Origin of the sequence: Collinsella sp. CLA-ER-H9, assembly GCF_040092295.1 — a bacterium.
Taxonomy (GTDB): domain Bacteria; phylum Actinomycetota; class Coriobacteriia; order Coriobacteriales; family Coriobacteriaceae; genus Collinsella.
This window is the reverse complement of record NZ_JBBNLV010000019.1, coordinates 18,888-38,831: the sequence shown is the minus strand read 5'-3', so window position 1 is coordinate 38,831 and position 19,944 is coordinate 18,888. Positions and strand designations below refer to the sequence as shown.

General features: G+C 61.7%; 12 protein-coding genes. 5 read left to right on the top strand and 7 right to left on the bottom strand.

All coding sequences use genetic code 11. The features are described 5' to 3' along the window. Positions 1-134 precede the first annotated feature (134 nt). Positions 135-1,742, bottom strand: coding sequence for an L-serine ammonia-lyase, iron-sulfur-dependent, subunit alpha (gene sdaAA, locus AAAX73_RS08965; RefSeq protein WP_349125688.1), 1,608 nt, complete (start codon positions 1,740-1,742; stop codon positions 135-137). Between the two features lie 313 nt (positions 1,743-2,055). Next, positions 2,056-3,336: a methionine adenosyltransferase gene (metK, locus tag AAAX73_RS08960; protein ID WP_349125687.1), complete on the bottom strand. Its 1,281-nt coding sequence runs from the start codon at positions 3,334-3,336 to the stop codon at positions 2,056-2,058. A 295-nt stretch (positions 3,337-3,631) separates the two neighbouring features. Between metK and gltX the strand changes: the two genes are divergently transcribed. The 5 genes from gltX to AAAX73_RS08935 all read left to right on the top strand — a co-directional run bounded on the left by gltX (position 3,632) and on the right by AAAX73_RS08935 (position 10,842). Beyond that, on the top strand, positions 3,632-5,107 hold the full coding sequence (gene gltX, locus AAAX73_RS08955) for a glutamate--tRNA ligase (protein WP_349125686.1): 1,476 nt from the start codon (positions 3,632-3,634) through the stop codon (positions 5,105-5,107). An 89-nt stretch (positions 5,108-5,196) separates the two neighbouring features. After that, complete coding sequence (priA, locus tag AAAX73_RS08950; protein WP_349125685.1) at positions 5,197-7,650, top strand: primosomal protein N'; 2,454 nt, start codon at positions 5,197-5,199, stop codon at positions 7,648-7,650. Positions 7,651-7,668: 18 nt separating this feature from the next. Continuing rightward, positions 7,669-8,205, top strand: coding sequence for a peptide deformylase (gene def, locus AAAX73_RS08945; RefSeq protein WP_118080600.1), 537 nt, complete (start codon positions 7,669-7,671; stop codon positions 8,203-8,205). A gap of 319 nt (positions 8,206-8,524) precedes the next feature. Further along, positions 8,525-9,445, top strand: coding sequence for a methionyl-tRNA formyltransferase (fmt, locus tag AAAX73_RS08940; protein WP_118080602.1), 921 nt, complete (start codon positions 8,525-8,527; stop codon positions 9,443-9,445). Beyond that, positions 9,442-10,842, top strand: coding sequence for a transcription antitermination factor NusB (locus AAAX73_RS08935; protein WP_349125684.1), 1,401 nt, complete (start codon positions 9,442-9,444; stop codon positions 10,840-10,842). The genes fmt and AAAX73_RS08935 overlap by 4 nt, the downstream gene beginning before the upstream one ends. 272 nt (positions 10,843-11,114) lie before the next feature. Here the strand turns inward: AAAX73_RS08935 and AAAX73_RS08930 are convergent, their stop codons facing one another. The 5 genes from AAAX73_RS08930 to AAAX73_RS08910 all read right to left on the bottom strand — a co-directional run bounded on the left by AAAX73_RS08930 (position 11,115) and on the right by AAAX73_RS08910 (position 19,871). Next, a complete protein-coding gene (locus AAAX73_RS08930; protein ID WP_118080606.1) occupies positions 11,115-11,351 on the bottom strand; it encodes an FmdB family zinc ribbon protein in 237 nt (78 codons plus the stop codon). 88 nt (positions 11,352-11,439) lie between these two features. Next, entirely contained in the window at positions 11,440-14,736 is a 3,297-nt protein-coding gene (locus tag AAAX73_RS08925; RefSeq protein ID WP_349125683.1) for a 4-alpha-glucanotransferase, read from the bottom strand. Positions 14,737-15,166: 430 nt separating this feature from the next. Beyond that, positions 15,167-17,500 carry a glycogen synthase GlgA gene (glgA, locus tag AAAX73_RS08920; RefSeq protein WP_349125682.1) on the bottom strand — a complete coding sequence of 778 codons (2,334 nt, stop codon included), beginning with the start codon at positions 17,498-17,500 and terminating at the stop codon, positions 15,167-15,169. A gap of 90 nt (positions 17,501-17,590) precedes the next feature. Beyond that, complete coding sequence (gene glgD, locus AAAX73_RS08915; protein ID WP_117736345.1) at positions 17,591-18,718, bottom strand: glucose-1-phosphate adenylyltransferase subunit GlgD; 1,128 nt, start codon at positions 18,716-18,718, stop codon at positions 17,591-17,593. Positions 18,719-18,722: 4 nt separating this feature from the next. After that, positions 18,723-19,871 (bottom strand): glucose-1-phosphate adenylyltransferase, encoded by a 1,149-nt coding sequence (locus tag AAAX73_RS08910; protein WP_349125681.1) that lies wholly within the window; start codon positions 19,869-19,871, stop codon positions 18,723-18,725. Positions 19,872-19,944 lie beyond the last annotated feature (73 nt).

The following is a 19,944-nucleotide window of genomic DNA, read 5'->3' as shown; positions in this document are numbered from 1 at the left end:
CCGGCGCGCCACGGGTCAAGATGCACTAGGCCTGGACGAAGTCCGGGCCCGCGCCTTTAGACGCGAGCCCGGGGCCCGTGGGTTATACCCTAAGAGCAAACCACCCTTTTTAAGGGTGGTTCTGATTTTGCTCACTATCCGCATATTCCGCATTTTGCGCACGCCGAGAGTGCTGCCGGAGCCTGCGCGATGCCGCCCTTGGCCGTCTCGCGCAACGTGGCGGGCAGGGCGTGGCCCACCGAGAGCATCACGTGCGCCATCTGGTCAAACGGCACCAGGCTCTTGATGCCGGCGAGGGCGAGCTGCGCCGAGCTGAAGGCCGCGGCCACGCCGATGGCGTTGCGGTTTTGGCAGGGCACCTCGACAAGGCCGCCGACGGGGTCGCAAACGAGGCCCAACAGGTTGCTCAGTGCAATGGAGCTGGCGTCGAGCGCTTGCTCGGGCGTGCCGCCCATCATCTGGACCAGCGCGGCGGCGGCCATGGCGGCAGCGCTTCCAACCTCGGCCTGACATCCGCCCTCGGCGCCGGCGACGCAGGCGCTCGTGGTGAGGTTGAGGCCGATGGCGGCGGCGCAGTAGAGGGCATCCATGACCTGTTCATCGTCGAGCTGGAGGTGATCGGCGAGCGCCAGCACGCAGCCGGGGACGACGCCCGCGGAGCCGGCCGTGGGGGCGGCAACGATCACGCCCATGGTGGCGGAGCGCTCGAGCACGGCCATCGCGCGAGCCACGGCATCGGTCTGAACGGGGCCCATCAGGCTTGCGCTTAAATCGTTGCGGTGGGTGGCATCGACGAGCTTGGCCTCGCCGCCGATAAGCCCGCCGAGCGATCGCTGCGGATTGGCGATGGGGGCCGTGGTCTCCTCGCGCATGACGTCGAGCACGCGGCGCATGGCTGCGATAGCATGGGCCTCGCCGGTCAGACGCGCCTCGCGCACGGCCATGACGGCGCCGATATTCAGGCCGAGCTCGGCGCACGCATCGAGCAACTGCTCGCCGTCGTCGAAGATCTCCTTGGCCGAGACACCGGGGGAGAGCGACGAGGCCGAGCCCGGGAGCTCGATAAACGTGGCGTAATCGACATTGTCGAGCTTGCGCAGCATGGGGACGACGGTGTCGTCGGGAGCGCCGTCGGTCTCAAAGACGGAATAGGCCTGGCCGCCCACCTCGGTGCGGTAGGTGCGGCAGAAGGCGATGTTGACGTGTGCGTAGGCGAGCAGGTTCGTGAGTGCTGCGAGCACGCCGGGAACGTCCTGGTGCGCCACGAAGAGCGTGGAATACATGCCCGAGATGTCGACGCCGACGCCGTTGATGCGGCTGATGCGCATCTTGCCGCCGCCGAGGCTCTCGCCGCGGACCTGTGCCGTGGCGCCCGTGTCGTCGACCATCTCGATGTCGACGGTGTTGGGGTGGATGGAGGCGTCGTCGCCCTTGATGTCAAAGTGATAGTCGAGACCCTGCTCGCGTGCGAGGTCAAAGGCCTGCTTGATGTTCTCGTCGTCGGTATCGAGGCCCAAGATACCCGCGACGAGCGCGCGGTCGGTGCCGTGGCCGCGGTAGGTATGGGCAAAGGAGTTCCACAGGCCAAAGGTGACCTTGGTGATGCGGCCTTCCAGCAGGCTGGCGGCAACCTGGGCGCAGCGCAGGGCGCCGGCGGTGTGCGACGAGCTGGGGCCGACCATGACGGGCCCCAAGATCTCGAATGCCGAGGTCGTAGCTAGTGTTTGCGGCTTGCCTGCCATGGCTGCTCCTTTGCCTTGTCTCGTCGTCCCGAGGGGCGGGGCATAAGGTCGCCTGCTCGGACAGTCCTGCTCGCACGGAGAGCACATTAAGTGCCCTCCGGCTCGTGCGGAACTCGCGATCGACCTTATGTCCCGCCCCTCGGGACTAAGGATACATGGTAGAAGTGCGCGTGCTGCAAAATTCATTAGCTGGCGACGCAGCGTAGGCTCATATCGAAACATCTTCACCACCGGGTAAATAAAAAAGAAGTACCGGTTGGAGCCGGTACTTCTTTTGGTGCGTTTTTATTTGGCTGTGGCTTTTCTTGTTAGCTTACAGGCCGCAGGTTGCTTTGAGTTCTTCGACTCGGTCGGTCTTTTCCCAGGTGAAGTCGGGGTCTTCGCGGCCAAAGTGACCGTAGGCTGCCGTCTTCTCGTAGATGGGGCGGCGCAGGTCTAGGTCGCGGATGATGGCGCCCGGGCGCAGGTCGAAGGTCTTCTCCACGGCCTCGACGATCTTGTCTTCGGCAACATGCGCGGTGCCAAAGGTGTCGACCATGATCGAAAGCGGCTTGGACACGCCGATGGCGTAGGCCAGCTCGACTTCGCAGCGGTCGGCAAGGCCGGCGGCTACCACGTTCTTGGCGACCCAGCGAGCGGCGTACGCGGCGGAGCGGTCGACCTTGGTGCAGTCCTTGCCGCTAAAGGCGCCGCCGCCGTGACGGCCGTAGCCGCCATAGGTGTCGACGATGATCTTGCGGCCGGTCAGGCCCGTGTCGCCCATGGGTCCGCCCACGACAAAGCGGCCGGTAGGGTTCACGTAGATGTCCGCGTTGTCCCACGGCATGTTCTCAGCGGCCATGACCGGGGCGATGACGTGCTCGATGAGGTCGTCCTTGATCTTACCCATGTCCTCGATCTCGGCGGCGTGCTGCGTGGAGATGACGATGGTCGTGACCTCCACGGGCTTGCCGTCCTCGTAGCGCACGGTGACCTGGGTCTTGCCGTCGGGGCGCAGATAGGGCAGGGTGCCGTCGTGGCGCACGGCGGACAGGCGCTCCGCCAGGCGGCTTGCCAGGTAGTGCGGCATGGGCATGAGGGTCTTGGTCTCGTTGGAGGCATAGCCGAACATCATGCCCTGGTCACCGGCACCGATCAGGTCGATCGGGTCGGTGGTGGCGCCGGTCTGGGTCTCAAACGACTCGTCGACGCCCTGGGCGATATCGGGGGACTGCTCGTGGATGAGGCTCATAACGCCACAGGTATCACAGTCAAAGCCAAACTTGGCTCGGTTGTAGCCAATGCGGCGGATGACGCCACGGGCAATTTCCTGCACGTCAACGTAAGCCTGGGTGCGGATCTCGCCGGCGACGATGACGGTGCCGGTGGTCACGAGGGTCTCGCAGGCGCAGCGGACGTTTTCCACGTTGGCGGGCACGCCGTTGGGCGCAATATAGCCCTGCTCCTGCAGCTCTATTTCTTTGGCGAGGATTGCGTCGAGGACGGCATCGCTGATCTGATCGGCGATCTTATCGGGATGGCCTTCGGTCACCGACTCCGACGTAAACACAAAGGACCCCTGCTGGGGCGGGATGGAACGAAGCTCTTCTGACATGATTGTCCTTTCAAAAACGTGTCCCGGCGACCGTTACCATTCCGCCGGGCTCTCTATGCAAGGGCACATCATAGCGCGTAAATCCAACATTCACACCCTTTCCGCACCTACTCATTGGGGGCAGGCTTAAATGACCAGCCTTAAACTAAGAACGTCCCTAATGACTACTCATTTAAGTCTGTCCCCAATGAGTGGTTTGTCCCCAATGAGTGGGTCGATGCCCTTTGTGCGGAGGTCGCATTGTTGCTTTATACTGATGCAGTTAGACATCCATCCTGCAATCGAGGAGATTTCCATGGCATCAGACGTTCGCGTCCGCTTTGCACCCTCACCGACGGGCAAGCTGCACATCGGCGGCGCCCGCACCGCTATCTATAACTGGGCTTTTGCCCGCGCAAACGGCGGCACGTTCATCCTGCGCATCGACGACACCGACCCCACCCGTTCCACCGACGAGAACACGCAGATCATCCTGCGCGCCATGCGTTGGCTGGGTCTTGACTGGGACGAGGGTCCCGAGGTGGGCGGCGACTTTGGCCCCTATGCTCAGACCGAGCGCCTGGACCTGTACAAACAGGCCGCCCAGCAGCTTTGGGATGAGGGCAAGGCCTATCCCTGCTTCTGCACCAAGGAGCAGCTCGAGGCCGATCGCAAGGCCGCGCAGGAGCGCAAGGACCCCTTCCAGGGCTATCAGCGCCGCTGCCGCGATCTCGATCCCGAGGAGGCACGCCGCCGCATCGAGGCCGGCGAGCCCTACGTCCTGCGCATCAAGGTGCCCGAGGACCGCGGCGACGTCGTCATCCACGATGCCGTCCATGGTGAGGTGACCTTCGACGCCAAGGAGCTCGACGACTTTGTCATCTTCCGCTCCGACGGCACGCCCACGTACAACTTCGCGACCGTCGTCGACGACGCCATGATGAAGATCACTCACGTCATCCGCGGCGACGATCACCTGTCCAACACCCCGCGCCAGGTCATGGTCTACGAGGCCCTCGGCGCGCCCGTGCCTACGTTCGCCCACATCTCCATGATTCTGGGCGCCGACGGCAAGAAGCTCTCCAAGCGCCATGGCGCCACCTCGGTGGAGGAGTACCGCGATGCCGGCTACCTGCCCGATGCCTTCGTCAACTACCTGGCGCTGCTCGGCTGGTCGCTCGACGGTGAGACCACGATCATCCCGCGCGATGTCCTGGCCAGCAAGTTCTCGCTCGACCGCATTTCCAAGAACCCGGCGACCTTCGATCCCAAAAAGCTCGACTGGGTCAATGCCGAGTACATCAACGGCATGTCCGACGCTCAGTTTGCCGACGAGATCATGGTCCCCGAGCTGCACGAGGCGGGCCTCATCGAGGGTAACGTCGAGTACGGCGAGGACTGGATCGACGCGCTTGCCGCCATCGTCAAGCCGCGCACCAAGATGCCGGCCGACGCCGTGACCGTCGCCGCCCCCATCTTTGCCACGGCCGAGACGCTCGAGTATGACGAGAAGTCCGTCAACAAGGGCCTGGCCAAGGAGGGCATGGGTGCCATTCTGGACGCCGTCAAGGCCGCGCTCGAGGGTGTTACCGAGTGGACCGCCGAGGCCATCGACGCTGCGCTTGAGCCGCTGCCCGAGCAGATGGATCTCAAGAAGCGCGTGGTATTCCAGGCCGTGCGCGTCGCCGTCTGCGGCAACATGGTGAGCCCCCCGCTGGGCGAGACCATGGCGCTCGTCGGCCGCGACGACTGCCTGGCGCGTATCGACCGCGCCCGCACGATGGCGCTGTAATCGCTGCGCTAACTCATGTATCCGAGCCCCGTTCACCCCGAGCGGGGCTCTTGTTTCTGTAGACGTATGGGATAGGAGGTGCTGGGGCCATGGCCGAGCAACTTTCGCTGTTTGGTTCACCCGAGCCTAAGCGGGCTTCCGTAAAGCCTGTCCGCACGGCCAAGCAGGCCAAGCCCGCGCCTGCGCCCGAGCCCGTTGCCGCCTATGCGAGCGTGGTCCTCGACATTCCCACCCGTGCGCTGTCCGAGCCGTTCGCCTACGGCATTCTGCAGTCTCTTGCCAATGAGGCCCAGATCGGCTCCACCGTCCTAGTTCATTTTGGAAACCGTGCGGCCGCTGGCTATATCGTCGACATTGCGTCTGAGCTGGGCGACTTACAAGGCAACGCCGCCCTCGATTCCGTGCACATCAAGCCTATCGAGGCTATCCTCAGCAAACCTCTCTTTACCGCCGAGGCCGCCCGCATTGCGCGTTGGATGAGCCGCGAGTATGTCGCGACGCTTTCCGAATGCTTGCGTTTGTTCTTGCCTCCGGGTGGCAGCCCGCGTGTCGTGAAGGGCGATGACGGGGCGTGGACGGTCGAGCGTCCCGCCGTCAAGCCTATCCAAAACCGCTGGGTGATGCTTACGCCCGAAGGCTTTGACTATACGCCGCCCAAGACCGCGGTCCGTCAGCGCCAGCTCATCGAGGCGCTCCAGTGCGGGCCGGTCACGACGCGCGACCTCAACCTGCTCTACAACAGCATGTCGGCGACCATCAAGGCGCTCGAAAAACGCGGCGTCGTGGTGGTGGAGGAGCGCCGTGCCTGGCGCGGCTGCAGCGAGAAGATCACGCTGTCCTCAGCAAGCGGCAAGGCGCCGGTCGCGCTTACGAACGGCCAGCGGCAGGCGCTCGCGCAGATTGAGCGCGCTTGCCTGGATGCGCACGGCGACGTGGTGCTCGTGGACGGCGTTACGGGCTCCGGCAAAACCGAGGTCTACCTCTCCGCTATCGAGCGTGTGCTCGCGGCCGGTCGCTCGGCCTGCGTGCTCGTGCCCGAGATCTCGCTGACGGCCCAGACCGTCGGCCGCTTCCGTTCGCGCTTTGGCGAGACGGTCGCGGTCTTCCATTCGCGCCTTTCGGCCGGTGAGCGCCTAGACCAGTGGGACATGGTTGCCAGCGGAGCCGCGCGTGTGGTCGTGGGAGCCCGTTCGGCGCTTTTTTGCCCGCTCAGCGACCTTGGTCTCATCATTATCGACGAGGAGCACGAGACCAGCTATAAGCAGGGTTCCAGTCCGCGCTACCATGCGCGCGAGGTGGCGGCCGAGATGGCGCACCGCTATCGCTGCCCACTCGTGCTGGGCTCGGCTACGCCTTCTGCCGAGGCCCTCGACCGCTGCCGCCGCGGCACGTACAACGGTGTCACCTGGACGCGCGTCGAGATGCCCGAGCGCCCGGGACACGCCGTGCTACCCACGGTCCGCATTGCCGACCTGCGCTGCGAGTTTTCGCACGGCAGCCGCTCCATGTTCTCTAAACCGCTGATGGAAGGTTTGGAGCGCGTGGTCGAGCGCCGCGAGAAGGCTGTGCTGCTGCATAACCGCCGCGGCTTTGCGCCGTTTTTGATGTGCCGCGAGTGCGGTTGCGTTCCCACCTGCAACCATTGCTCTACGGCGCTTACGTACCACGAGCGCACCCATACGCTGCAGTGCCACACCTGTGGTTCGTCCTGGCGCGTGCAGCCGTATCCCGCGCCCACGAGTCGTTGCCCCAAGTGCGGCAGCCGTTACCTGGCAAAAATGGGTCTGGGCACGCAGCAGATCGAGGACGCGCTGCACCAGATGCTGCCCGAGGATGTCGCCATCATTCGCATGGATGCCGATTCCACGCGTGGCAAGGACGCGCATAAGAAGTTGCTCGAGCAGTTCGATGCCGCCGATTGCGCGGTGCTGCTGGGTACCCAGATGATCGCCAAGGGTCTCGATTTTCCCGAGGTCACGCTCGTGGGCGTGGTCAATGCCGACTTCGCCCTCAAGCTTCCCGATTTTCGCGCGGGGGAGCGTGCCTACGACCTGCTCGAGCAGGTGGCGGGCCGTGCCGGTCGCGGCGATCGTCCCGGCGAGGTCGTCATTCAAACCTATCTGCCCGAGGACCCAGTAATCCGCGCCGTCGCTGAGCACGATCGCTCGATCTTTACCGACTACGACCTGGACCAGCGCCGCGACGCACTGTATCCGCCGTTCGTGCGCCTGATCAACATTTTGGTGTGGTCGGCAAGCCGCGATGATGCGCAGGATTATATCGGGCGCATCGCAAAGCTGCTCAAGCGCCGCTGGCATGCCTCCGCTCCCGACTTTTTGCGGGCGGGCAGCGCGGTGCCTCAGTTGCTTGGCCCGGCTTCGTGTGTAATCGAGAGAGCCAAGGACCGTTATCGCTTCCATATGCTTGTTAAGTCGCCGGTAGGGTACCATGTCTCTGATGATATCGACGCCTGCCTCAAAGAGGTGGGCTCCGTGCGCGGCGTGAGCGTGAGCGTTGACGTCGACGCCTATGATTTGATGTAACAACCCGAAAGGATGGCCATGGAAGCCAACGGAATCGTACTGTCGCCCGACCCTCGTCTGCGTCAGGAGTGCGCCGTCATCGAGGAGATCACCCCGGCGATCGAGGCGCTTGCCGAGAAGATGAAGAAGATGATGTTCGAGAACGGCGGCTGCGGCCTGGCTGCCCCGCAAATCGGCGAGCTCATCCAGCTCGTCACCATTGACTGTGACTACAGCGACAAGAACGACTACGATCCGTACGTGCTCATCAATCCTGTCATTGTTGAGCAGAGCGACCATCTGGTGCCGTTTAGCGAGGGCTGCCTGTCCATCCCTGGCATTAGCTGCGAGATCGAGCGTCCCGATCACGTTATCGTCGAGGCGTACGACCTGGATGCCAACTTGATTCGCTATGAGGCCACGGGCGATTTGTTCTGCGTGTGTCTGCAGCACGAGATTGACCATCTGCACGGCAACACCATGTTCGAGCGACTCAAGCCGATGCAGAGGCTCAAGGCCGTCAAGGAGTACCAGGACGCCCTGGCTCGCGGCGCTCGACCGGGCGAGACGGAGTAGGTCGTCCGTCCCCGGGGCGCCCGCCTATATCATCCCGTGCTCAAACATTCTCGCTGCGCTGCGAAACTGCGCGCGGGACGATATAGGCGGGCGCCCCGGGGACTACGTTGACGCTGCTTGTCTCGCCCGGGTGCCGTCGGGCCAGGGAGGGACGTCTTCGCTGATAGGTGCTTTGTTGAGAGAGCTGCTTTTATGCGGCTCTTTCTTTGTTTTTGGGTATATTTGTTCTTGTTGAATTGTTATTGCGGATGGGCTGGGTACTTGGCTTTCCGCTGTTATTTGTAGCCGTCTCGGCTTTGGTTGAGGGGAGACGTCCTTTATGCGTATTGTGTTTATGGGTACGCCTGATTTTGCTGTGCCTTCGCTGACTTCGCTTGTTGAGGCTGGGAATGAGATTGCGCTTGTCATTACTCGTCCCGATGCTGTTCGTGGGCGTGGTAAGAAGCTTGAGCCTTCTCCTGTTAAGGCCAAGGCGCTTGAGCTGGGGTTGCCGGTTGTTGAGGCCAATCGTATGACGCCCGAGGTTGTCGAGTCGCTTCAGGCTGCGCAGGCTGATATATTCTGCGTGGCTGCCTATGGCTGCATTTTGCCCGATGAGGTGCTGCATATGGCGCCGCTTGGTATTGTGAATGTTCATGCTTCGCTGCTGCCGCGTTGGCGTGGCGCCGCTCCCATTCAGCGTGCGATTCTTGCTGGTGATGAGGTTGCCGGCGTTTCCATTATGCGTATTGGGCATGGCGTGGATACCGGCGCTTATTGTGCGCAGGCCTCGACATCTGTCGCCGGCAAGCATGCCGAGGCACTGACGATGGAGCTTGGCGAGCTGGGCGGTAAGCTGCTGGCCGATACGCTGCCCTCGCTTGCCGATGACACAGCGGTGTGGACCGAGCAGGATGAGTCGCTCGTCACGCATGCTGCCAAGATTTCCAAGCAGGAGATGCGTCTGGATCCGCAGATGGCGGCGCTCGATTGTGTGCGTCACGTGCTGGCTTCGTCCGACACTGCACCCGCTCGCTGCGTGATTGCTGGCAAGTCGGTTCGCGTGCTCGATGCTGCGCCAAGCGATGCGTCGCTTGGCGAGGGCGCTGTTGCCGTTAAGAGCAAGCGTGTTTACCTGGGCCTGTCGGATGGCTCGGTTGAACTGCTCGAGGTTAAGCCTGACGGCAAGCGTGCTATGGCTGCTTCTGCCTGGGCTGCCGGCCTGCAGGGTGCCGATCTGACGTGGGGTGTTTTGTCATGAGCAAGCTTTCCCCCGCGCGTAAGCTCGCGCTCGATGTGCTGATGGAGGCCGACCGTCGCGGCATGTATGCGCGCGACGTGTTGTCTTCTCGTGCTTCTGCCAAGGCCATTGACCAGCGCGATTCTGCCTTTGCCGCTCGTTTGGCACTTGGTGTTGCAGCCACCCAGGGCATTTTGGACGAGCTGCTCGACCAGTTTCTCGATAAACCCAAAAAGGTCGCGCCGCGTGTTCGCATGGCGCTTCGCATCTCGGCCTTTGAGATGCTCTACCTGCATACGCCTGGCCGCGTTGCGGTGAGTCAGGGCGTTGAGCTGGTGCGCAGCGGAGCTAAGTCTGCCGCCGGTTTGGCCAATGCCGTGCTGCATAAGGTCGCGGACAACGTCGAGGACTTTGCCACTGCGGCGGATGCCGATGAGTCCGAGCGCCGATTGGTTCGTCTGTCGCGCCTGTTGGGTCTGCCGCGTTGGCTGTGCGCTCGTATTATGGCTTCGTTTGACACACCGGAGGGCGCGCTTAGCTTTGCCGGTAATCTGGCCCCCGCTCCGCTGGCCCTGCATGAGAACGCCTTTGCGACCAAGCCCGATCCGTATATCTCGCAGCTTGTTGCGCCTGTGTTCCCGGGTTGCCATGCGCCGGTCGATGCACAGGCCACAGTTGCGTCGGGTGTGTTTGAACGCGCGGCGGCCGTGGCCTCGGACCTTAACGCTCAGCTCATCGCTACTGCGGCTACTCGTCCCGGGCGCTGCCTAGAGATTGGCGCCGGTCGTGGTACCAAGACGTATGTGATGATGTGCCAGGCTAAGCGTGCCGGCTACGACCGTCAGCACACTGCACTCGATTTGCACGATCGCAAGTGTGATCAGAATCTTGCGCGCCTGCATAAGGCTGGTATCAAGGGCGTTCGTACCGTCTCGGGTGATGCGTGCGAGCTCGATACGGTCCTCACGTCGTTCGATGCGATGCTTGGTAAACCCGTTCTGTTCGATACGGTGTTTATCGATGCCCCGTGCTCGGGTACCGGCACCATGCGCCGTCATCCTGAGATTCCGTGGCGCTTGACCGAAAAGGACGTGACGGTTGAGCTTCCTAAACTGCAGCTGACGATGCTCAAGGAAGCCGCCGCGCGCGTTGCTGCCGGCGGTGAGCTTATCTATGCCACCTGCTCGGTTTTTGCTGAGGAGAACACTCAGGTCGTGGATGCCTTCCTGGCCTCTCCCGAGGGCGTAGGCTTTAGCGTGGCGCCGCTCTCCGAAGCCCAAATTCTGCAGCTACCCGATTTTGAACAAGCCAAGAAGCTCGTCTCCGTACGTCAAAACGACCGTGGACTTTTCCAAAGCGTCCCCGTAAACGCCGACTCCTACGACGGCCACTTCTGCGCAAGGCTGGTCCGCAACTAATACGACACCCGAGGATTGATCTGCTTGTCATGAAATGGGCCTACCTACTACATTAAACCCATTACCCCCAACCATGCCGAATTTAGCGAAATCAAAACCGCAGGTAGACGGCTCGTCGATTTTGTAAAAACGCAGGTGTGCTCGGATTATATGGGTCAAATGTAGTAGATAGGCCGTTTTCGTGGCGCAACTCCAGACCAGTTGCCGGGGCGTGGGACATTCCTGAAAAAATTCGGCCCCGCGATCGGGCTTTATCGCGGGGCCGCTTGTCACTAGTGGTTATGTGGGCAGTTGGCGCAACAGCCGCTGGTGGCGCTGGTGCTGGAACCGCCGCTGCGCTGGTCGGTGTTGTAGAAACCGCTGCCATCGAACTTGATGCCGCTGGCAGAGAACGTCCTGGATGCCGGAGCGCCGCAGCTGGGGCATATTACCTCGGGCGTCTCGGACATGGGGTGCTCAACCTCAAACACATTGCCGCAGCTCGTGCACTTGTAATCGTAGCGCGCCATAATACTTCCTTTTCAGTACAAAGCGGGCAGATCACTCTGCCCGCAAAAATTCAAACGTCTGTAACTGTACCCTATATCGGGCGTTTTATCACGGTTCGCTCCAGAATCTATGGGTGTTGCGCAGGAGCTGCGCAGTTTTGCCCTCGGCGGCCGCAACGTCGGCCTCTTGCGCCTGCCAGGTCCAGTTGCCCGTGGCCACGCCCGGTACGTTCATGCGCGCATCGTCGCCAAGCCCCAGGACATCCTGCAGCGGCATCATCACCAGGGGAGCGTCGCTTGCCAGGGCGTTGCCCATGAGCTCGCTTGCCAATGCAATGCCGCTCGGTTCGTCGCCACCCGCAAAGGAGCGCGTGCACCAGCCGGCAAGTGTCGAGGTGTCGTGCGTCGAGGTGTACAGGATCTTGCCCGGCGTGGGATACATGCCGTTGCGAACGTCGTAGTCGCTAAACTCCAGCACGTCCATGCCGGGGAAGCCGCAAGTCGAAGCCATCGCACGAACGCCAGGCGTCAGATAACCCAGATCCTCGGCAATAAAGTTGAGCGGACCCAGCTCGTCGTAGGCCGTCTGGAACAGGTCCTTGCCCGGTCCCGCCAGCCAGCGACCGTCGGCACAAGCCTTGCCTGCAGGGATACTAAAGTAGCTGTGGAAGCCCAGGAAGTGATCAAGGCGCACGCGGTCGTAGAGCGAAAACGCACGACGCAGGCGATCCATCCACCAGCTATAGCCGTTCTGCTTCATGTGATCCCAGCGGAAGGTGGGGTTTCCCCATACCTGGCCCTCGGGCGCAAAGTTATCGGGCGGCGCACCGGAGACCTCGATTGCCTTGCCGGTATCGGACAGCCAGAAGTTCTCGGGCTCGCTCCACGCATCGGCCGAATCGTCCGAGACATACATCGGGATATCGCCGATGACCTCGATGCCCTTCTTGTGCGCATAGTTCATGAGCTCGCACCAGGCAAGGTCAAAGCGATACTGCATGTACGCCTGCAGCTCGGCCTCGTCGTGGAAGCGCTTGTCATCGATCAGGTGCTCGTTGTAGCGCGCGACATCCGCCGGCCAATCGTGGCGCGACAGTCCCTCAAAGTGCTTCTTGACCGCCATGTAGACGCAGTACTTCTCGAGCCAGTCGGCGTTGCGATGTTTAAACGCCGTGTACAGCGGGTCGGCATCCTCGCCGCCGCGGGTCTTCCAGGTAGCAAAGTCGGCGGCCAGCTCCTTGTGGCTCTCGGGCAGCAGGTCGATATTGCCTGCAAAGGCCGAAGGACCGGCGTAGGGGGAGCGGAAGAAGTCCGTGGGATTGACGGGCAGAACCTGCCAGTAGCGCATGCCCATGGCGGCCAGGTGGTCGATAAAGCGACGCGTGGGCGCACCGATTGTGCCGGGCTTGCCGTCGTCGGTCGGCACCGAGGTGATATGGCACACGACGCCCGCGCCGTGATCGAGCGGCTCTTGCAGGCGCTTGTCGGCATGGTGATAGATGATCGAAGAGCCCAACGGGTACAGGTCGAGCGTAACGGTGCCATTGTGGATTTCGCACTCGTGGCCGCTGATCACGTCGCTCGCACATTCGCCGAGCGCTGGAATCGTCACGCAGTGCGAATTGCGCAGGCTGCGGTTGATGATAACCGTCGCGGCCTCGCCGTCTTTGCCCGTGCGGGTATAGGCCAAGACGTCGTCGTTGAGCGCAAAGGCCTTGATCTCGCCGTCAACCATAAAGGGCAGCGCGCGACGTACGGCAGACGCGTTCTTAACGATAGCCAGCGTATCGAAGTCGTGGAGTTGGTCCTTGGTCGGCAGGGTGCGGCGGTTGCCCGGATCGGTGAGGCCCTCCAAGCCGTACTCATCGCCATAATAGATCGAGGGCACGCCGGGGAAGGTCATCTGCATGAGCGTCGCCAACCAAAAGCGGCTCTTGGCCAGGCCCATGGAGTTTTCGTCCAGGCGCCATTTGCTACGCTCGCTCTCGGGCAGCTGCGACTCGTCGGGGCCGCCGCCGAGCACCGAGATGATGCGCGGGCGGTCGTGGCTCGAAAGCAGATTGAGTGCGCAGGACAGTGCCTCGCGCGGGTAGTTCTCGCGCAGGGTTTCGATATCCTCGGCTGCCTGATAGGCGTTCTTGTAGCCCATCAAAAAGCCGATGACCATGTTGCGGAAGGGGTAATCCATAGCAGAGTCGAGCTCGGAGCCCTGCAGGTAGCGGCGCAGATGGCCGTAGCTGATCTTGTTGGAGGCGTCTTCCCAGACCTCGCCAAGCAGCAGCGCGTCAGGCTTCTCGGCGAGCACGGCCTTTTTGATCTCGGCCAGGAAGTCATCGGAAAGCTCGTCGGCCACGTCCAGACGCCAGCCATGGGCGCCAGCGCGCAGCCACTTACGAATGACGCCGTTCTTGCCCAGAAGCTTTTCGCGCACCAGCTCGGAATTCTCGTTGATGGCGGGCATGTTGCCCACGCCCCACCAGCAGTCATACGAACCGTCCTCGTGGAAGTAAAACGCATCGCGCCACGGCGAGTCCTCGCTCTGCCAGGCACCCACGCCGGGGTAGTTGCCGTAGCGGTTAAAGTAGATCGAGTCGTCGCCCGTGTGGTTGAACACCCCGTCCAGAATGATGGAAATGCCGAGCTTTTCGGCCGCCTGACACAGCTCCGTAAAGTCCTGCTCGGTGCCCAGGATCGGGTCGATCTTGGTGTAGTCGGCCGTGTCGTAGCGGTGGTTGCTCGCGGCCTCAAAGATGGGGTTGAGGTAGATGGCTGTAAAGCCTAGCTCGGCAATGCGGGGCAGGTCATTTTGGATACCCTTGAGCGAGCCGCCGTAAAAATCCCAGGTCTTGATGGAGCCGTCTTCGGCACGCTCGTACTCGGGCGGTTCATTCCAGTCCTCGACCATGCGGCGCTGGATTCCGTTGCGAGGCTTTTCGACTTCGGTCAGTGTGCGCTCGCGCCAGTTTTCGTCGCGTGCATAGCGATCGGGGAAGATCTGGTAAACCATGCCGCGCTCGTACCACTCGGGACGTACTTCGCGGTGCTTATAGACGGTAATCTGGAAGGACGGAACCTCGGCGTAGTCGTAGGTTACGCCCTCGCCGCCGGTGCGGCCTTGCGGCGCGCCCAAGCGGACCTCGGGCTGGCCCTCGATATTGCAGATAAAGCTGTACCAGATAAGACAGGGCTCGGTGCACTCAAGCTCTACGGTAAAGATGCCGTCGCCCTCGTGCGTCATGGGATACCGAGACTCACCGATTTCATCTACCCAGGTGCGCAGCGTAAGCGTTGCCTGGTTGGGATCGGCATCCTCCAAAATCACCGAGAGGGAAACGGAAGTTCCAGTGGTCACAGCGCCAAACGGAGTGCGAAACTGCGGCAGGCGGCTGTTGTGAATCAATCTCATAGTACGGTCCAGTTCTATACAATCATGGCCAGCGGGCCATGGGCTTAACGCACAAGGTGTAAGTATATCTGTTGTACATAGGGTGTATAAACAACATCCGTTTACCATCGGCGAACGGTTGTCCTAGAAAATCGTTTTACCACCCAAATTATCGCGGTATTCGAAAACGCCCAGACGGATACTATTTGTAGTCAAACAAAAGTACTTCGGTTTACTACGACGATTTGAATGATCTCAACCACTGTCAATTTGGTGATATTAAAACCGCAGGTAGAAGCGTTGTCAATTTCGAAGATTACTCGCCGTGGTCGTCCAGGGCCATTTTGTCGTAGTAAACCGGCCCTCTTTTAATAGAGAAGTTTAACCAAGAAGAGGGCGCCTGGTTGGGGCGCCCTCTTTTGCGTTGAGGATTAAGTTTTAATCGTCCGGATTAGTGGCGCTTGCGGGCGGCCGTTGCCTTGCGGACGGAGGTTTTCTTGGTCGGAGCCTTTTCCTCAGTCGGTGCGGCGGGGGAGACCGGGGCCTTCTTGGCGGGCTCGGTCTTTGCCGTAGCCTTCGGAGCGGTCTTGACCTCAGCGGCCTTCGGAGTCGGCTCGGCCTTTACTGCGGGCTTGTCCTCGGCTTTAGCCTCTGCCTTGGAAGCGGCTGTCTTGGTCGTGGCCTTTTTGACCGTCGTCGTAGCGCGCTTGCGCGTGGTGGTCTTGGCGGCCGGCTTTGCCTCGACAGCTGCCTTGGCCTTGGGCTCGGAGAGCACCTCCTCGACCTTGACGGCGGGCTTTGCAGCAGCCTTCGGGGTCTTCTTCGCGGCGGCCTTCGTCGTAGCGGCCTTCTTGGTCGTCGACTTCGTAGCCGTGGTCTTCTTGGCTGCCGTGGCCTTCTTGGTGGTCGCGGTCGTCTTCTTGGCAGCGGTCTTGGCCGGAGCCTTTGCCGCAGGCTTAGCCTCGGCGGCAGTGGTCTCGGCCTTTACCTCGAGAGCGGCCTCGGCCTCGGCGGCTTTCTTGGCAGCGGCGGTCGTGCGCTTGCGCGTGGTCGATGCCTTGGCAGTAGTTGCCTTGGCAGCGGTGGTCTTGCTCGCAGCGGCCTTCGTGGTCGTAGCCTTCTTAGGTGTTGCCTTGCGGGCCGTCGTCTTCTTGGCGGCAGACTTAGCCGCGGGCTTTACCTCGGCCTCGGCAGCCGGCTTCTCCTCGACTTTGGGCTCCTCAGCGGCTGCGGGCTCCTTAACGGGCGCCGCGGGCTCGCCCTCAGCGGCAACCGGCTCCTCGACAGCCGCAGCAGCCTCCACACCCGCCGGCCTCTCAATCTCCGGGTGCATAAAGAAGTACAGGTCCAGATACTTATCGGCCGAACGCGTCCAGCTAAAGTCCTGGCTCATGGCCTGCGTGACCAGCTGGTTCCATGCCTCACGGTTATCCCAGAACAGGCGCGCTGCGCGGAAGACCGCGTCGCCCATCTCGTCGCCATTAAAGTTGCTAAACGAGAAGCCCGTACCCTCGCCGGTAAACTCGTTATACGGGATCACGGTGTCCTTCAAGCCACCGGTCTCGCGCACGATGGGCAGGGTGCCGTAGCGCATGGCGATGATCTGCGACAGACCGCAGGGCTCAAACTTCGAAGGCATCAGGAACATGTCGGCGGCGGCGTACATACGCTGCGACAGTGCCGGATCGAATTCGATGCGCGCGGCCATGGTGCCAGGGTACTTGTCCTGGAAGTAGCGCAGGCCGTCCTCGTAGTCGCGGTCGCCTGTGCCCAGCACGGCCACCTGAACGCCGCCGGACAGGATGCGGTCGAGCGCGTACATGACCAGGTCCATGCCCTTCTGGCGCGTCAGGCGAGTAACCATCACCATAAGCGGGCGGTCGTCGCGAACCTCGAGGCCTAGCTCTTCCTGCAGCTTGGCCTTGCACACGGCCTTGCCGGAACGATCGTCAATCGTGTAGTTGGCGGCAATGCGCTTGTCGGTTGCCGGGTCAAAGCCCGCCACGTCAATGCCATTCAAAATGCCCTGCAGCGCGTAGGAACGCTCGCGCAGCACGCCGTCCAGGCCCTCGCCAAACTCGGGTGTCTGGATCTCGCCCGCATAGGTGGGGCTCACCGTTGTGATGGCGTCGGCATAGTGCAGCGCGCCCAGCATGTAGTTGATGCTGCAGGCGTCGCAGCGCAGCTGCGAGGCGGCCGCCGGAATATGCGCCACACCCAGGATGTCCTCCATCACGGTGTCGCTAAACTGGCCCTGGAACGCCACGTTGTGGATCGAGAACACGGTCTTGACGCGGTCGTACAGCGGCAGGCCCTGGTAGAACTCGCGTAAGAACACTGGTGCCAGTGCCGTCTGCCAGTCGTTGCAATGCAGGATGTCGCACTCAAAGCCGGCCGGCAGGTGCTGCAGGCTCTCGGTGATGGCCTTGGAGAAGAACGCAAAACGCTCGCCGTCGTCAAAGAAGCCGTACGGATAGTCGCGCGCAAAGTAGCGCTCGTTGTCGATGAACATATAGGTGACGCCGTCGTGCTCGAGCTTCTCGAGTCCACAGTACTCATTGCGCCAGCCCAGGCTCACGTAAAAGTCGGAGAAGTGCTCCATCTGCGCCTTGTACTCGTCCTTGATGGTGGCGTACTTGGGCACCATCACGATAACCTCGGCGCCGGCGCGCACGAGCGCCGCAGGCAGCGAGCCCGCCACGTCGCCGAGGCCACCGGTCTTAACAAACGGTGCGCACTCGGCCGAGGCAAACACGATCTGCATCTTTTTGCTGGTTTCTGCCATATTGTCTCCCATGTTGTAATTCGAGAATAGCCGCCTGGCGCTAACCGGGCGGCTATTCTACATGTTACGAGCGATGTTGCGGTGCCAACGTTAACGCACGATGGTGGTGTCGGAAGTTAACGGAGCCTTGCCCAGCACCAGAATGTTCTCGGGCGTGCCGCGAAGCTCTGTATTGGTGGGGACCACGTTGTTCTTATCCAGGATGGCATTCTCAACGCGTGCGCCGCTCTTGATGATGCAGCTCTGGTTGATGATCGAGTTGGTCACCGAAGCGCCTTCCTCGACCACGACGCCGCGCGACAGGATCGAGTTGCGCACGGTGCCTTTGATGATGCAGCCGGCCGAGATGATCGAGTTGCACGCGTGGCTGCCGGTCGCATAGCGCGAAGGCGGCACGTCGTGAGCCTTGGTCAGGATCGGGCGCTCGGGGTCAAAGAGCTGATCGGCCACGGTCTGGTCGAGCAGGTCCATGCTGCGGCGGTACAGCGACTTCTCGCTAAACACGCCCACGACCTCGCCCTTGTACTCGTAGCTGCACACGTCGATGTTGCCAAAGTCGCCCTGGAGTGCCTCGAGCAGGTCCAGATAGTCGGCGGCCTGGTAGTGGTCGATAATCTCGAGCAGCGTCTCGCGGTTGACGATGCAGCAGTCCATAGAGGCGTTGTCGCCGTACACGACGCCGGCGCTCACGCCCGTCAGGCGGCCGTTCTCGTTAATCTCGAGTTTGGTCTCGTCATCGACGTTGCGCGTGGCCTTGCAGTACACCACGGTCATCTGGGCGCCGGAGTTCTCGTGTGCGTCGATGATGGTGTTGAGGTCCATGTTAAAGATGATGTTGGTGCCCATCATCACGACATAGGGCTTGTCCGAGCGCTGGAACAGCGTCTTGTTGGAGATGATGTCGCGCAGCAGGAAGCGCATGCCGCCCTTGGTGGTGCCATACGCGTTGCCGGGCACCATGAACAGGCCGCCCTTCTTGCGGTCCAGGCCCCAGTCCTTACCCGAGCCCACGTGGTCGATCAGCGAGCGGTAGTTTCCCGGCATAACGACGCCGACGGTCTTGATGCCGGCATTCATCATGTTGGACAGCGGGAAGTCGATCAGGCGGTAGCGGCCCAAAAAGGGAACGGACGCGATGGGACGGTCCTTGAGCAGCACGCTGCCGTAAGTCGAAGAGTAGTTAGCGGTGATATAACCGATGGCCTTGCGATTGATCATCGGATCATTCCCCCTTCCCGATAACGACGTCATTTCCAACGACGGCCGTATCCTTGGTGGTATCGACAGAGCCGAGCTTCACGCCCTCTTCGACCGTGGAGTTCTCGCCCAAAATAGCGCGGCAGATGTGCGCACCGCTCTTGACGTGCGCGCCCGGCAGCAGCACGGAGTCCTCGACCACGGCGCGCTCCTCGATGACGACATCGGTCGAAATGATCGAGTGGCGAGCGGTGCCGTAGATCTTGCAGCCGTTGGAGACCAGGCAGTCGTCCAGGCGGCCGTCCGGGCCAATGTAGTGCGGCGGACGCGTGGTGATGTTGGACATGATGGGGAAGTGCTTGTCGAACAAATCGAACTCGGGGTTGTTGCCCAGCAGGTCCATCGAGGTCTCGTGGAAGCTGGCGATGGTGCCGACGTCCTTCCAAAAGCCGTGGAACTCGTAGCTGTACAGGCGCTTGCCCTCGCCGAGAAGCTTGGGGATGATGTCCTTGCCAAAGTCGTGGCTCGAGCGCTGGTCCAGAGCGTCCTCCTCGAGCGCCTCGATCAGCACGTCGGCCGAGAAGATGTAGATGCCCATGGACGCGAGGTTCGAATCGGGCTTATCGGGCTTCTCGGTGAACTTGGTGATGCGGCCGTCCTCGGGGTCGGTGGTCAGGATGCCAAAGCGGCTGGCCTCCTCCCACGGCACGGGCATAACGCTCACCGTGAGGTCGGCGTTATTCTCAATGTGCGTCTTGAGCATCTTGCGGTAGTCCATGCGATACAGGTGATCGCCCGAAAGAATCAGGACGTACTTGGGGTCGTTGGCCTTGATGTAGTCGAGGTTCTGCGTAATGGCGTCGGCCGTGCCCGCATACCAGGCGCCGCCGGTCTGCGTTTCGTACGGCGGCAGGATCGATACGCCGCCATCGCGGCTGTCCAGATCCCAAGCCTCGCCGGAGCCCACGTAGGCATGCAGCAGGTAGGGGCGATACTGGGTCAGAACGCCCACCGTGTCGATGCCCGAGTTGGAGCAGTTGGAGAGCGAAAAGTCGATAATGCGGAACTTGCCACCAAAGCTAACCGCCGGCTTAGCGATCTTTTGGGTGAGTGCCCCCAATCGGCTGCCCTGTCCTCCTGCGAGGAGCATCGCGATGCATTCTTTCTTACTCATCGATTTCTCCTTCTGTCATCGATGTTCCTAAACCCATTAGCGACGGGTGCGGCACAACGTCACGCCCGTCGAG